9 protein-coding genes are annotated in these 13,326 nt (G+C 62.3%); 6 read left to right on the forward strand and 3 right to left on the reverse strand.

Annotated elements, in window-relative coordinates; genetic code table 11:
* Positions 1–284, reverse strand: a 284-nt coding sequence (locus HMPREF1138_RS10655) for a hypothetical protein (RefSeq protein WP_155887132.1), incomplete at its 3' end; no start/stop codon positions are given.
* Positions 285–457: 173 nt separating this feature from the next.
* Between HMPREF1138_RS10655 and ligA the strand changes: the two genes are divergently transcribed.
* Together ligA and HMPREF1138_RS11025 are read left to right on the forward strand one after the other, a co-directional pair.
* Positions 458–2,791 (forward strand): NAD-dependent DNA ligase LigA, encoded by a 2,334-nt coding sequence (gene ligA / locus HMPREF1138_RS04150; protein ID WP_009056913.1) that lies wholly within the window; start codon positions 458–460, stop codon positions 2,789–2,791.
* A gap of 108 nt (positions 2,792–2,899) precedes the next feature.
* Positions 2,900–6,634, forward strand: coding sequence for a hypothetical protein (locus HMPREF1138_RS11025; RefSeq protein WP_155887133.1), 3,735 nt, complete (start codon positions 2,900–2,902; stop codon positions 6,632–6,634).
* A gap of 51 nt (positions 6,635–6,685) precedes the next feature.
* On the opposite strand, the gene HMPREF1138_RS04165 is transcribed toward HMPREF1138_RS11025, so the two are convergent.
* On the reverse strand, positions 6,686–7,951 hold the full coding sequence (locus tag HMPREF1138_RS04165; protein ID WP_009056904.1) for a phospholipase D-like domain-containing protein: 1,266 nt from the start codon (positions 7,949–7,951) through the stop codon (positions 6,686–6,688).
* Positions 7,952–7,969: 18 nt separating this feature from the next.
* Here HMPREF1138_RS04165 and gatC point away from each other — a divergent pair, with 18 nt between their 5' ends.
* The 4 genes from gatC to HMPREF1138_RS04185 all read left to right on the forward strand — a co-directional run bounded on the left by gatC (position 7,970) and on the right by HMPREF1138_RS04185 (position 12,957).
* Positions 7,970–8,266: an Asp-tRNA(Asn)/Glu-tRNA(Gln) amidotransferase subunit GatC gene (gatC, locus tag HMPREF1138_RS04170; protein WP_009056911.1), complete on the forward strand. Its 297-nt coding sequence runs from the start codon at positions 7,970–7,972 to the stop codon at positions 8,264–8,266.
* Positions 8,266–9,771 carry an Asp-tRNA(Asn)/Glu-tRNA(Gln) amidotransferase subunit GatA gene (gatA, locus tag HMPREF1138_RS04175; RefSeq protein WP_009056907.1) on the forward strand — a complete coding sequence of 502 codons (1,506 nt, stop codon included), beginning with the start codon at positions 8,266–8,268 and terminating at the stop codon, positions 9,769–9,771. Before gatC ends, gatA begins: the two co-directional genes overlap by 1 nt.
* Complete coding sequence (gene gatB / locus HMPREF1138_RS04180) at positions 9,771–11,267, forward strand: Asp-tRNA(Asn)/Glu-tRNA(Gln) amidotransferase subunit GatB (protein ID WP_009056902.1); 1,497 nt, start codon at positions 9,771–9,773, stop codon at positions 11,265–11,267. The genes gatA and gatB overlap by 1 nt, the downstream gene beginning before the upstream one ends.
* Positions 11,268–11,529: 262 nt before the next feature.
* A complete protein-coding gene (locus tag HMPREF1138_RS04185) occupies positions 11,530–12,957 on the forward strand; it encodes an NAD-dependent malic enzyme (RefSeq protein WP_009056909.1) in 1,428 nt (475 codons plus the stop codon).
* Positions 12,958–13,145: 188 nt separating this feature from the next.
* Here HMPREF1138_RS04185 and HMPREF1138_RS11460 read toward each other — a convergent pair.
* The coding region (locus tag HMPREF1138_RS11460) for a hypothetical protein (protein WP_238318605.1) at positions 13,146–13,326 on the reverse strand (181 nt) is incomplete at its 5' end.

The raw sequence follows: 13,326 nt of genomic DNA on the forward strand, positions 1-13,326 counted from the left end.
CGACCAGCGGCCAGGCGCGCCCGCGCCCCGAGGCGTCGCGACGGACCCAGGCGTGTGCGGACCCTGACCGGCGTGGCGCCCGGGAAGGTTCGCAGGCGCGCGCGCCCATCCCGCGTGGAAAAATCGGCGTGCTCGCGTGCGACGCTCGCGCACGACAGGGGAACATCCCCGGCGCGGCCCACCACACCGGGCGCGAGAACGAGCCCGACGTCGGGTCCGTCCACGCACGCCAGGTGGAGGTCCGCTCGCAGGGCAGCTCGTGCCAGGCAACCCGAATCGCTCATGCACCAACGATCGCGCGGGCGCCTCGCGTCTTCAAGCGGCGTGCACGCCCCTGTGGATAACCTGAGGCGCTCCCGACACCCTGTGGATAACCCCGCACAGGCCCGTGTGTCGATGGCCACCTCCTGCACTCGAGCGCCTCGCTCCCCGTCCTCTTGTACCCCGAAATGCAAGAATGGACCCCATGGCTGACTCCACGTTCGAGACGACACGCGACCGTTACAACGACCTCGTTACGCGTATCGAGGAGGCACGCGCCGCCTACTACGACCGCGATTCGCCGACCCTCTCGGACGCGGACTACGACCGCATGTACCGCGAGGTCGAAGAGATCGAGGAGCGCTACCCGCAGCTGCGCGGCGCGGATTCGCCCACGATGAGCGTGGGCGGCAGCGTCGATTCCGGATTCTCCGAGGTGCGCCACCTCGCTCAGATGATGTCTCTCGACGATGTGTTCTCCCTCGAGGAGCTCGCCGGCTGGGAGACCCGCATGGCCGAGGCCACCGGCATCTCCGACCTCGAGATGACGACCGAGGTCAAGGTCGACGGCCTCTCCATCAATCTCCTGTACGAAAACGGCCGCCTCGTGCGCGCTGCGACCCGAGGCGACGGCTACGTCGGCGAGGACGTCACCGCCAACGCGCGAACCATTGCCTCGATCCCACAGACCCTGACCGGCACCGTTCCCGCCCGCATCGAGGTGCGCGGCGAAGTCTACTTCCCGGTCGCCGACTTCGCCGCCTTCAACCAGGCCCGGGTCGAGGCCGGCGAGAAGACTTTCGTCAACGCGCGCAACGCCGCCGCCGGCTCCCTGCGCCAAAAAGACCCGGCAGAGACCGCCAAACGACCCCTCGCGATGGTCGCACACGGCATCGGCTTCGTCGAGGCCGGGGATGAGTTCACGGAGCCGACCACCCAGATGGGCTGGTACGAGCAGCTGCGCGACTGGGGCCTGCCCGTCTCGCCCTACACGCGCCTGCTGACGGGCCGCAAGGCCATCGAGAACCGCATCGCGGAGATTGGCGCGGACCGCCACGGCCTCGTGCACGAGATCGACGGCGTCGTCGTCAAGATCAACGACCTGGACCTGCAGCGTTCCCTCGGCTCGACCTCGCGCACCCCGCGCTGGGCGGCCGCCTACAAGTTCCCGCCCGAACAGGTGCACACGCGCCTGCTCGATATCCGCGTCCAGGTGGGGCGCACGGGCCGCGTGACCCCTTACGGCGTCATGGAATCCGTGCTGGTCGCGGGCTCGAACGTCGCGCGCGCGACTCTGCATAACGCCCAGGAGGTCGCCCGCAAGGGAGTCCTCATCGGCGACCTTGTCGTCCTGCGCAAGGCCGGCGACGTGATCCCCGAGATCGTCGCCCCCGTCGAGGACGCGCGCAACGGCTCCGAGCGCCCCTTCGTCATGCCCACGCAGTGCCCCTCCTGCGGGACGACGCTCGTGCAGGAGAAGGAAGGCGACGTCGACCTGCGATGCCCCAATAAGGGCGCGTGCCCCGCGCAGATCACCGAGCGCCTCGCCCACGTGGGCGCGCGCAGCGCGCTGGATGTGGAGGGCCTCGGTGACGAATCCGCGCTCGCCATGACTCAGCCCGAAAACGACCGCGACGAGGTGGCGGCCGCCCTGGTTGCCGGCCACAGCGTCACCCTGGAGGACGGCACCGTCCTCACCCTTGAGGGCGGCCGCGAGCTGCCTCACGGGGAGCAGATCACCCGCGCCGAGGAGCTCCTGCCCGCCCCGCAGGCCCCCGCCCTGCGCACAGAGGCCGCGCTCTTTGACCTGCGCGCGCAGGATCTGCGCGACGTTATGGTGTGGAAACCCGTCAAGAAGAAGGGCGAGGAAACCGGGGATTGGAAGCAGGTCCGCTACTTCTGGACGAAGGCCTACAAGCCCCGCAAGCTGCGCGGCCAGACCGTTTTCGAGCCCATCGAGCCCAGCGCCTCCAAGGGCACCGAAAAGATGCTCGCCGAGCTGGACAAGGCCAAGAGCCAGCCCCTCGCGCGCGTCCTCGTCGCCCTGTCCATCCGCCACGTCGGCCCCACGGCGGCACGAGCGCTCGCGGACACCTTCCGCTCGATGGACGCCCTGCGCGCCGCATCGGTCGAGGAACTGTCCGCGGTCGAGGGCGTGGGCGAGGAAATCGGACGCTCCCTGCGCGACTGGTTTACCGTCGACTGGCACCTGGAGGTGCTGGAGGCGTGGGCGCGCGCGGGCGTGCGCATGGCCGACGAGGCGCTCGAGCCGGCCTCGGACGTGCTCGCGGGCCTCACCATCGTGGTGTCGGGCGCGATGCCCGGATACGACCGCGAGGGCGCCAAGGAAGCGATCACCTCGCGTGGCGGCAAGGCCGCGGGTTCGGTCTCGAAGAAGACCTCGCTCGTGGTCGCCGGCCCGGGCGCGGGATCGAAGGCCGCCAAGGCCGAGGCCCTGGGCGTCCCCGTCATCACGGAAGCGCAGTTCGCGGACCTCCTCGAGGGGGGCCTGGCGGCCATCGGCCTGTAACGAGGCCGGGGCGAGGACCCGGGTATGACACCACGACTGCAATGGCTGATTCTGCCGCTTTCATCCGATTAGACATCAGATGACCGTGGCGCAGTGTACCGTGCCTTCATGGGAACAAATCCGTTGCTGGCGAACGCGCTCGATTTGGATGAATGGGCAGACACCCTCGAGTCTCGAGGGGCCTTTCCTGAACTCATGCGGAGGCTGCTCGCACAGACGCCGGGCATTACCAACATCGATATTCGGGCACATGAAGGAACCGCAGCACCAGGGTGGGATGGAACGGCTACGTCTGATGGGTCGTCATTCCTACCGAAGGGTGAGCTGCGCTTTGAATTTGGTACGGACAAGCAACCGAAAACCAAGGCCGACGCCGATTATGAAAAACGAGTCGAAAAAGTGCCTGGAAAGTCGGACGAAATCTTCATCTTTGCAACTCCGAGAAACTGGGCCAATGCAGCGAGTTGGGCAAAGGGACGCCGACAAGAAGGTGTGTTTGCCTCAGTCGAGGTCTACGATGCGCATCGGTTAGAAGGTTGGCTTCAATCAACACCGGCTGTCCATTACTGGCTTAGTGAGAAGATTGGAAAGCCAGTCGAAGGTGCACAGACCCTCACGTCGTGGTGGGAGGGATTTCGTGGGAATTGCACGATTAAAGTGCCTTCAGCCTTCCATGCTGTGGGACGAGAAAAGGAATCGAAACGCCTTGTGCAGCTCTTGCGCGAAGAGAAAAATGTTCCCGCTGTTCAGGCCACATGGCGTAATGATGCACTCGCATTTTGCCTTGCAGCTCTGAATGAAACAGACACTGCTGCTCTAGAGCGAACCCTGGTGGTATCTAACAAGGAAGCTTGGTATCATCTCGCGACTCAAACCGAGTCTCTTATCATGATCCCGCTGTTTGAAGGCCCAAATATTGGTCTAGGAAAGAAGAATCGTCATCGGATAATTCGTGTACTAGATGAATGTGAAAGTGCTCGAAATGGTAGTGTGGCGATTATTCTTCCGAAGATTGACCGCATAGCATCAGCTAATCTGCTGAAATTGGCCCAAGTGGACTATCTTGAGGCAAATAGACTAAGTGCTTTAGCGCGTCGATGCATGGCTGCGTTTTATAGAAGAATATCCTTGGATCCAGCTAGGAGAATTCCAGGGTGGGCTAAGGATGATTCTGTTACAAAGTATCTAGCGGCGCTCGTATTAGTTGGGGGTTGGGAGGATAAGAATGCGAAAGATCGCGAAGTGATTTCAATGTTTCTCAAATTGGACTATGATAAAATCACTCACATACTTTTGCAAGTACTGGAGAGGTATCCAGACGATCCTCCATTTACTAAGTCTGGCAATCGTTGGTATATTGTTGATCCAATTGATGTTGCTGACCAAGTGTTAATCCGGCTATCTAAAGAGAATCTGGACCGTTGGCAGCAGCTAGTTAGCGAAACACTATTGTGTGAACATAAAAAGTTGATCGTTGGTGATTGTGAAAAGAACGGTGTGGGTGAAGCTATCTGTGAGACTTCTGCAACGATAAAGACGTGTGTTGCGAAGGCCCTTGCACTTGTGGCGCAAATTTCTGGTGATGAGGAATGTCAATTGTTACATGTTCGGCACCGGTTGCAAGAAGTTATTAGATTCCTTCTTGCTAAAGGTTTTAACGATAGAAGTGATAATAATTTCGTTCGTCTAAACTGTGCGTTACCGTACATTGCTGAAGCGGAACCTTCGATTTTCTTAGACGTTTTGGAGAAGGATTTGCTTTCTTCGAATCCTGTGATAGGTCAACTGGTAAGTGGTAATTCATGGGCGCGTTGGACGTCCCCCAATCGTTTGGAGCGTGTAGTTGCGGCGTTGCAGTGCGTGTTTTGGCTTAATGAATATGCTGGTAGAGCAATGATGTTGATGGCGCAGCTTAGCCGGTTTGACTGTTCGAGGGAAGAAGTCGAATATCTAGCGGATCAATTTGCGACAGCTATGGTGGGTCGTGACCGTATTTCTGTGATTGGGGAAGAAGATGCTAGGTATGTTATGTTATGGGTCCTTGATAACTGTCCGAAGTTATTTGATCTTCTCGTCAATCGAGTTTTGGTTCGTGATTTTTGGAATACGTCTTCGTATGTGCCTGTCTATCACGACTGGGTACTAAATGGTACTAGCTCCGATGAGGTGTTGTTTGCAGAACGGCAAAAGGATATGCTTGGGGTGTTTGTCAATTACCTTGAAGAGAATGCACAGTGCTGGCTTCGCGTGCTTCATCTTTTGGAAAGATTGGAACAAACTCCTCGTGACTATTTGTTGGATTCTTTCAAAGAGTGCTATCTCGACGGTCGATTTGATGCTGATCAGCAGTTTGAGTGTTGGTCGTACCTTCACGCTCTAATGTTAGATCGTGATGTTCGTCAGCGTAGGGATGGGGCGGTGATTTGGGGAGGCTATAAGGCCCTCACTGAACTAGTCAAACTTCTTGAGCCCGTGGCTGATCCACGTACATATGCCTGGTTGTTTGGTCGCCCTGAACGCTTGTGTGTTCGTGGACTCATTTACGAGGATGAGGCCTTTTTGGAAACTTTGAAGAACGAACGTGAATCTGCGTTAGCTATGGTCATGCGTGACGATGTGCAGGGTCTACGTGCCCTCGCGGAGGTTTCACCTAATTCGGATTACATTGGTGAGTGCCTCGCTGGGATGGCTTCTAGCGTTGAATCGCTAATTCTATCTTGGCTGGACGATGGCTCCGCTGCTTTGGTTTCCGTTGCTTCTTCATATCTGCGTCATAAGGCGTGGGAAGCTGGTATACCGTGGGTTCGTGAAGTGCTTAACGGAAATGGCTTCAGTGAGGATGCGAAGAGTTTATTTGTTGCCTCATTGCCTTGCAATGCAGAGATTTGCGCGCTTGTGAAGGATTTTGAATTTAGGCTGCGCGTCGTATTCTGGCAGCATGTAAATGTGTATGAAATTGAATTGCGGCAGAGAGGTTGTGCGCTTGATGCGCTTTTGGAGCATGGATGCGTTGCTCAGGCCATTGATCTTGTTGCGCTCATGTTGAGTACGGAACAGCATCCCAGTGTGGCACACGTTGTTCGGGTGCTTTTGGGGCTCCTTGCCGCGGTTGAGCGTCGTGATAGGTGTATTGTATCCAGTGACGTTGTCAATGACCTGTTTGTTTTTTTGGAATCCACGGCTCCCGATCACTCGGAGTTGCCCATGCTTGAATTGTTATTTTCGTGTCATGGCTTTTATTTAGAGTCCCTGTGCGCGTTGTATCGGCATTTTGAGCGCAACCCAGATTCTTTTGCTGAACTCGTCATTTCCGTCGAATCTGCCGAAATTGAGTTTGACGATAGTTATAATTTTGTGCTGCTGCAGGGCTTTTTCAATATAGTTGTATTTTGGCAAAATATTCCCGGCCTACAAGTGGATGGATCGGTTGATGCTGCTTTCCTCATGGAATGGGTTGAGGCTGTTCGGAAAAGGCTCCTTGGGCATGTCTCTGTCGAGAAGTCGGAACTTTATTTGGGTTACGTGCTCGCGAGCAGCCCTAATGGCGCAGATGGCATGTGGCCAGCTGAAGCAGTGCGTTCTGTTATCGAGCTCATGAAGAGTTCGGTTCTTGAACGCGGAATTTCGACTCGGTGCTATAACCGTGACAGCAGAGGTACTCGCCCCGACTATATTGGCGGCGTTCCCGAGCGGTGCCTGGCGAATAAGTACCGTGAGTCTTCTCGCCGCATGAGTTTGCGGTGGCCGCGTACTGCTGCTTTCCTTTTTCAGCTTGCGGAGGACTATGAAATCGAGGCTAGGCTGGAGGATACGAAGGCCGAAGAAAATGCCGATGAAGGCTAGAAGCTCGTCCTGAGTTAGGCGTTGATAAGGTGGTGGCTAAACGCTGGGTACTCAGACGAGGGGCTCCAAGGGGCCCAGCAGCACTTCGCCGACGCGGGTGAGTGTCGAGCGCTTCTCCCACTCGTCGATCGTCAGGCGGCGGGCCGTCGTCAGGTCGTTCGCGAAAATCTCCTCCATGCGCGCGGCCAGCGGGCGCGAGAAGAACTGCAGGCAGACCTCGTAGTTGCCTCGCATCGACAGGCGGTCGATGTTCGCCGTGCCGATCGTCGACCAACGCCCGTCCACCGTCATCGTCTTCGAGTGCACCATCGCGTGACGGTACAGCCAGATTTCCACGCCCTCGCGCAGCAGCTCGCCGTAGTAGGGGCGCGCCACCCAGTCCGCCAGGATGTGGTTGGAATACTCGGGAATCAGCACCTGGACGCGAACGCCGCGGCGGGCGGCGGCGATCAGAGAGCCGAGGACCTCGCGGTCGGGAATGAAATACGCCGTCGTGATGAGCACGCGGTTCGTCGCGCGCTCGATCGCGTCGATGTACATGCCGCGGATCGGGTACAGCAGGTTGTGCGGCAGGTTGAACTGCGCGGTCACGTCCGCGCTCCACGCGCGCGCCCCCTGATCGGGCAGCTCTGGACAGGTTGCGGGGCGGAAGTGATTCCAGAAGTCGACGAAGCCGTTCTCTAGCTCCCACACGGCCTCGCCCGTGATGCGCACGTGGGTGTCGCGCCACTCGTTCGCGAAGGGATCGCCGATGTTGTAGCCGCCCACGAAGCCGACCTCGCCGTCGACCACGAGGATCTTGCGGTGATCCTGGCCCGTGCGGCGAATGTTCAGGGTGAAGAAGCCCGAGCGCAGCGTCGGGAACTTGCGCACGTGCAGATTCGGTAGCGTGGGGAACTTGTAGAAGCGCGGATCCTGGTTGAGGACGCCGAAGCCGTCCCACACGCAAAACACCTCGACGCCGCGCTGCGCGGCGGCGATCAGCGCGTCCTTGAAGCGCTGGCCCCAGCGGTCCGAGCGCCAAATGAAAGTCTCGAAATAAATGTGATGCGTTGCCCCTTCGATGGCCTCCAGCATGTCCGCGTACAGGGAGGTTCCCTCCGTGTACGTGCGCGCCACCGTGTCGCCGATCTGCGTGTCGGCGGGAGGCAGGGTGGGGAAACCGTGCACGCCACCGGGGATACGGGCGGTCCGCATGCGGTCGATCGCGTGCACGGTCACGACTGCGGCCGCCTGGGCGGCGAGCAGAGCGATTCCCGCTTTTTTGACGATCGACCACGTCTGTCTGGTGAGTTGGCGTCGCTGCGAAAAGGCCATACGGGTAGGATGCCACACATGTCACGCATTAGTACTGACGAGGTCGCCCGCGTTGCGGGCCTGGCCCACATCGCATTGACCGACGAGGAAATCACGCGCTTCGCGGGTGAGCTCGACGCGATCGCCGACGCCGTCTCCAAGGTGTCCGAGGTCGCCACCCCCGAGGTTCCCGCCACGTCCCACCCGATTCCGCTCACCAACGTGTGGCGCGAGGACGTGGTGGGGCAGACCGTGGACCGCGACGAGGTGCTCGCCCAGGCGCCCGCCGCACAGGACGGCATGTTCCTGGTTCCGCAGATCCTGGGGGAGGACTGATGAACGAGCTGCTGAAGAAGAGCGCCCTCGAGCTGGCGGACATGCTGGCCGCTGGCCAGATCACCTCCGTCGAGTTGACCCAGGCGTGCCTGGACCGCATCGACGCCATTGACGACCGCGTCAACGCCTTCATCACCGTCGACCGCGAGGGCGCCCTGGCGACCGCGGCCGACGTGGACGCGCGCCGCGCGGCGGGGGAGACCCTGCATCGCCTGGCGGGCGTGCCGATCGCCGTGAAGGACAACGTGGTGACGCGCGGACTGCGCACCACCTGCGCCTCCAAGATTCTCGGCGACTGGGAGCCTCCCTACGACGCGACCGTCACCACCAAGATCAAGGAAGCCGGCCTGCCGATCGTTGGCAAGACCAACATGGACGAGTTCGCCATGGGGTCGTCGACCGAGCACTCCGCGTTCGGTGCGACGAAGAACCCGTGGGACACCGAGCGAATCCCCGGCGGCTCCGGCGGTGGCTCGGCCGCTGCTGTCGCGGCCTACATGGTGCCCCTCGCGCTCGGTTCCGACACGGGTGGTTCGATTCGCCAGCCCGCGTTCGTGACCGGCACGGTCGGCGCGAAGCCCACCTACGGCGCGGTGTCGCGTTACGGCCTGGTGGCCATGGCCTCGTCCCTGGACCAGATCGGCCCCGTCACCCGCACGGTCGCCGACGCGGCCGCCCTGACCGAGCTCGTCGGCGGCTACGACCCCCACGATTCGACCTCCCTGAACGAGCCGGTTCCCGCGCTCACGCAGGCCGTCGAGGCCGTTGCCGAGCAGGGAGCCATGAAGGGCCTGAAGGTCGGCGTCGTCAAGGAGCTGAGCGGCGAGGGCTACCAGCAGGATGTCATCGACGCCTTCAACGCCACCGTCGAGAAGCTGCGCGAGGCCGGCGCCGAGATCGTTGAGGTCTCCTGCCCGCACCTGGAGTACTCGCTGGGCGCCTACTACCTGATCATGCCCGCTGAGGTCTCCTCGAACCTGGCCCGCTTCGACGGCATGCGCTACGGCATCCGCGTCGAGCCCACCGAGGGCCCTGTGACCGCCGAGCGCGTCATGGCAGCCACCCGCGAGGCCGGCTTCGGCGACGAGGTCAAGCGCCGCATCATCCTGGGCACACACGTGCTCTCGGCTGGCTACTACGACGCCTACTACGGCAGCGCGCAGAAGGTCCGCACGCTCATCCAGCGCGACTTCGACACGGTGTTCGAGCAGGTCGACGTCCTCGTGTCGCCCACGGCCCCCGAGACGGCCTTCAAGTTCGGTGAGAAGACCTCCGACCCGCTGGCCATGTACCTCTACGACGTCGCCACGATCCCCGCGAACCTGGCGGGCATCCCCGGCGTGAACGTGCCCAACGCGGTGTCTTCGCAGGGCCTGCCGATCGGCTTCCAGGTGCTGGCCCCCGCGCGCGGCGACCTGGTCATGTACAAGGTGGCGTCCCTCGTGGAAGCCCTCAGCGACGACGTCGCGGGTCAGTGCCCCGCAGCTAACTGGGAGGAAAAGTGATGACTGAGCTCATGGATTACGACGAGGCGGCCCGCCGCTTCGACCCGGTTCTTGGCATTGAGGTGCACGTTGAGCTGGGCACCGCAACCAAGATGTTCGACGCCGCCCCCAACGCGTTTGGTGGCGACCCGAACACCTACGTGACCCCCGTGTCGCTGGGCCTGCCCGGCTCCCTGCCGGTCGTCAACCACAAGGCCGTCGAGTACGCCATCAAGATCGGCCTGGCCCTGAACTGCGAGATCGCGCAGTACTGCCGTTTCGCGCGTAAAAACTACTTCTACCCGGACCTGACGAAGGCCTTCCAGACCTCCCAGTCCGACGAGCCGATCGCGCACGACGGCTACGTGGACGTCGAGCTCGAGGACGGCACCATGTTCCGCGTGCAGATCGAGCGCGCGCACATGGAGGAGGACGCGGGCAAGAACACGCACATCGGTGGCGCGGACGGGCGCATCCAGGGCGCGGACCACTCGCTCGTGGACTACAACCGTGCGGGCGTGCCGCTCGTGGAGATCGTGACCCGTCCGATTCGTGGCGCCGGCGAGCGCGCCCCCGAGGTGGCCGCCGCCTACGTGCAGGCCCTGCGCGACATCTTCCGTGCCCTCGACGTGTCCGAGGCCCGCATGGAGCGCGGCAACGTGCGCGCCGACATCAACGTGTCGCTGCGCCCGACGCCTGACTCGCCCCTGGGCACTCGTACCGAGACGAAGAACGTGAACTCCTTCCGCGGCATCGCCTCGGCCGTGCGCTACGAGATGCAGCGTCAGGCCCAGATCCTGTCCGAGGGCGGCACGATCCTGCAGGAGACCCGTCACTACCACGAGGAGGACGGCTCGACGTCGTCCGGCCGCGAGAAGTCGGATTCCGAGGACTACCGCTACTTCCCCGAGCCCGACCTGGTGCCGATCCGCCCGGATCGCGCGTGGGTTGAGGAGCTGCGCGCCTCGCTGCCCGAGCTGCCCGTCGCCAAGCGCCGCCGCCTGCGCTCCGAGTGGGGGTACGCGGACATGGAGATGCGCGACGTCATCAACGCCGGTGCCCTCGAGCTCATTGAGGCCACCGTCGCCGCGGGCTGCGATCCCGCCTCCGCTCGCAAGTGGTGGATGGGCGAGATCTCGCGCCGCGCCAAGGAACGCGAGGTTTCCCTCGACGAGGCCGGGGTCAGCCCCGCTCAGGTCGCTGAGCTCCAGGGTCTCATCGACGCGGGCCGCATTAACGACAAGCTGGCGCGTCAGGCCCTCGAGGGCGTCCTCGCGGGCGAAGGCGACCCGACGCAGGTCGTCGAAGCCCGAGGCCTCGAGGTCGTCTCCGACGACGGCGCCCTCACGGCGGCCGTCCAGGAGGCCCTGGACGCCAACCCCGACATCGTCGAGAAGATCAAGGGCGGCAAGGTCCAGGCGGCCGGCGCCCTCGTCGGCGCCGTCATGAAGGCCACCCGCGGGCAGGCAGACGCCGCCCGCGTGCGCGAGCTCATCATGGAGATGGTCGGCGCCTGAGGCATCCGCACTCCCGTTGGGGGGCCGGGATCGCATGCGATCCCGGCCCCCGTCGTACCCCGACCGCGTGTTCGCGTCCCCGCACGCGTCTCCGAGAGCGTGCCCCGGCCTCGTCCCCGAGAGCGTGCCCCGGCCTCGTCCCTCACTGCGCGCACCTGTCCACGTTGTGGCCTTCCCCTACCGAAGCACCACCAACTGTCCCTAGGATGAACGACAGAGGACAGCCAGGCCGCCTGGCCGAGCGCCCAACGAAAGGATAGACATGCGCACTTCGCCGTCGTACACCGCCTCCTACCGTATCGAGGTGGACGAGAAGACCACCTCGATCGCGTCCATCGTCGACGTAGTCTCCGCAACCGGAGCGGAGATCAAGGGCCTGGACGTGGCCGACTCCGACCGCGGGCGCATCATCATCGACCTCACCTGCGACATGCGCGACTCCGAACACCGCCGCGAAGTGCGCGACGCGATCAACGCGCTGCCCGGCGTGGTCGCCGACTCGGTCTCCGACCAGACCTTCATGAGCCACATCGGCGGCAAGGTGGAAATCCACTCCAAGGTGCCGCTGCGCAACCGTGACGACCTCTCGCGCGCCTACACCCCCGGCGTCGCCCGCGTGTGCACCGCGATCCACGACATGCCCCAGAAGGCACACCTGCTGACCATGAAGGCCAACACGGTCGCTGTCGTCTCCGATGGCACCGCCGTCCTGGGCCTGGGCGACATCGGTCCCGAGGCCGCCCTGCCCGTCATGGAGGGCAAGGCCGTCCTGTTCAAGGAATTCGGCGGCGTCGACGCGTGGCCCGTCGTCCTGGACACCAAGGACACCGAGGAGATCATCTCGATCGTCAAGGCCATCGCCCCCGCGTACGGCGGCATCAACCTCGAGGACATCTCCGCGCCCCGCTGCTTCGAAATCGAAGAGCGCCTGCGCTCCGAGCTCGACATCCCGGTCTTCCACGACGACCAGCACGGCACCGCCATCGTCGTGCTCTCCGCGCTCATCAACGCCCTGAAGATCGTGGGCAAGAAGATCGAAGACGTGCGCATCGTCGTCTCCGGCGTCGGCGCGGCCGGCAACGCGATCATCCGCCTGCTGCTCGCCCAGGGCGCGCGCGACATCATCGGCTGTGGCCGCGACGGCGCGCTGTCCGGCGACGCCACCGAGGGCATGCACCCCTCCCGCAAGGCCCTCGCTGAGGCGACCAACCCGCGCCACGTCCACGGCTCCCTCAAGGAAGTCCTCAAGGGTGCCGACGTCTTCATCGGCGTCTCGTCCGGCAACATCCTTGAGCCGTCCGACATTGAGACCATGGCCGAGAACGCCATCGTCTTCGCGCTGGCCAACCCCACACCCGAGGTTGACCCGATCGGCGCCGGCAAGTACGCGGCCGTTGTTGCCACCGGACGAAGCGACTACCCGAACCAGATCAACAACGTGCTGGCCTTCCCGGGCCTCTTCCGCGGCCTTCTCGACGCCAAGGTCAAGGAGATCACCACCGAGGTTCTGCGCGTCGCCGCAGTGGCTATCGCGTCCGTCATTGACGAGGACGAGCTGAGCCCGTCCTACATCATCCCCGGCGCCTTCGATAAGCGGGTTGCCCCCGCCGTCTCCAAGGCCGTGCGCCGCGCGGTGCGCGACCTTCCGACCGTGGACATCCCGGTTCAGCCCGACATGGATGTGAACTGAGAGTCATTTCGGATCGTTTGCGGGTCCAATCGTGCAGGTGAGGCGCGGTTGGACCCGCTCGTTTTATCCCGAGGCCGGGGCAAGCACGTTGAATTGATGGGGACTTTTCGTTGTGTTTGATGGGTTTGTGGGGTGTGTGTTGGGGGTCACGTTGTTTTGGGTTGACTTTTGTGTGGGGGGTGAGTAGATTATTCACCTGTCGCCGCGAGCTTGTGAGTGAGTGAGTGGTGGTGGTTCACCGCTTGGGTGGCTGGGTTTTGGCCTGGTTGTTTGGGTGTGTGGGTGTTGTTTGTGAACTCGATAGTGTGTTTGTTTGTTTTGTTTATGCCTGTTTTTTGTTTTTGAGTGTTTTTGGTTGGGATTGCTGGC

This window comes from Actinomyces sp. ICM58, from assembly GCF_000283035.1.
Classification (GTDB): Bacteria; Actinomycetota; Actinomycetes; order Actinomycetales; family Actinomycetaceae; genus Pauljensenia.

Coding starts and splice junctions, on each gene's coding strand:
- ligA (WP_009056913.1), top strand. CDS start 458: ATGGACCCCATGGCTGACTCCACGTTCGAGACGACACGCGACCGTTAC.
- HMPREF1138_RS11025 (WP_155887133.1), top strand. CDS start 2,900: ATGGGAACAAATCCGTTGCTGGCGAACGCGCTCGATTTGGATGAATGG.
- HMPREF1138_RS04165 (WP_009056904.1), bottom strand. CDS start 7,951: ATGGCCTTTTCGCAGCGACGCCAACTCACCAGACAGACGTGGTCGATC.
- gatC (WP_009056911.1), top strand. CDS start 7,970: ATGTCACGCATTAGTACTGACGAGGTCGCCCGCGTTGCGGGCCTGGCC.
- gatA (WP_009056907.1), top strand. CDS start 8,266: ATGAACGAGCTGCTGAAGAAGAGCGCCCTCGAGCTGGCGGACATGCTG.
- gatB (WP_009056902.1), top strand. CDS start 9,771: ATGACTGAGCTCATGGATTACGACGAGGCGGCCCGCCGCTTCGACCCG.
- HMPREF1138_RS04185 (WP_009056909.1), top strand. CDS start 11,530: ATGCGCACTTCGCCGTCGTACACCGCCTCCTACCGTATCGAGGTGGAC.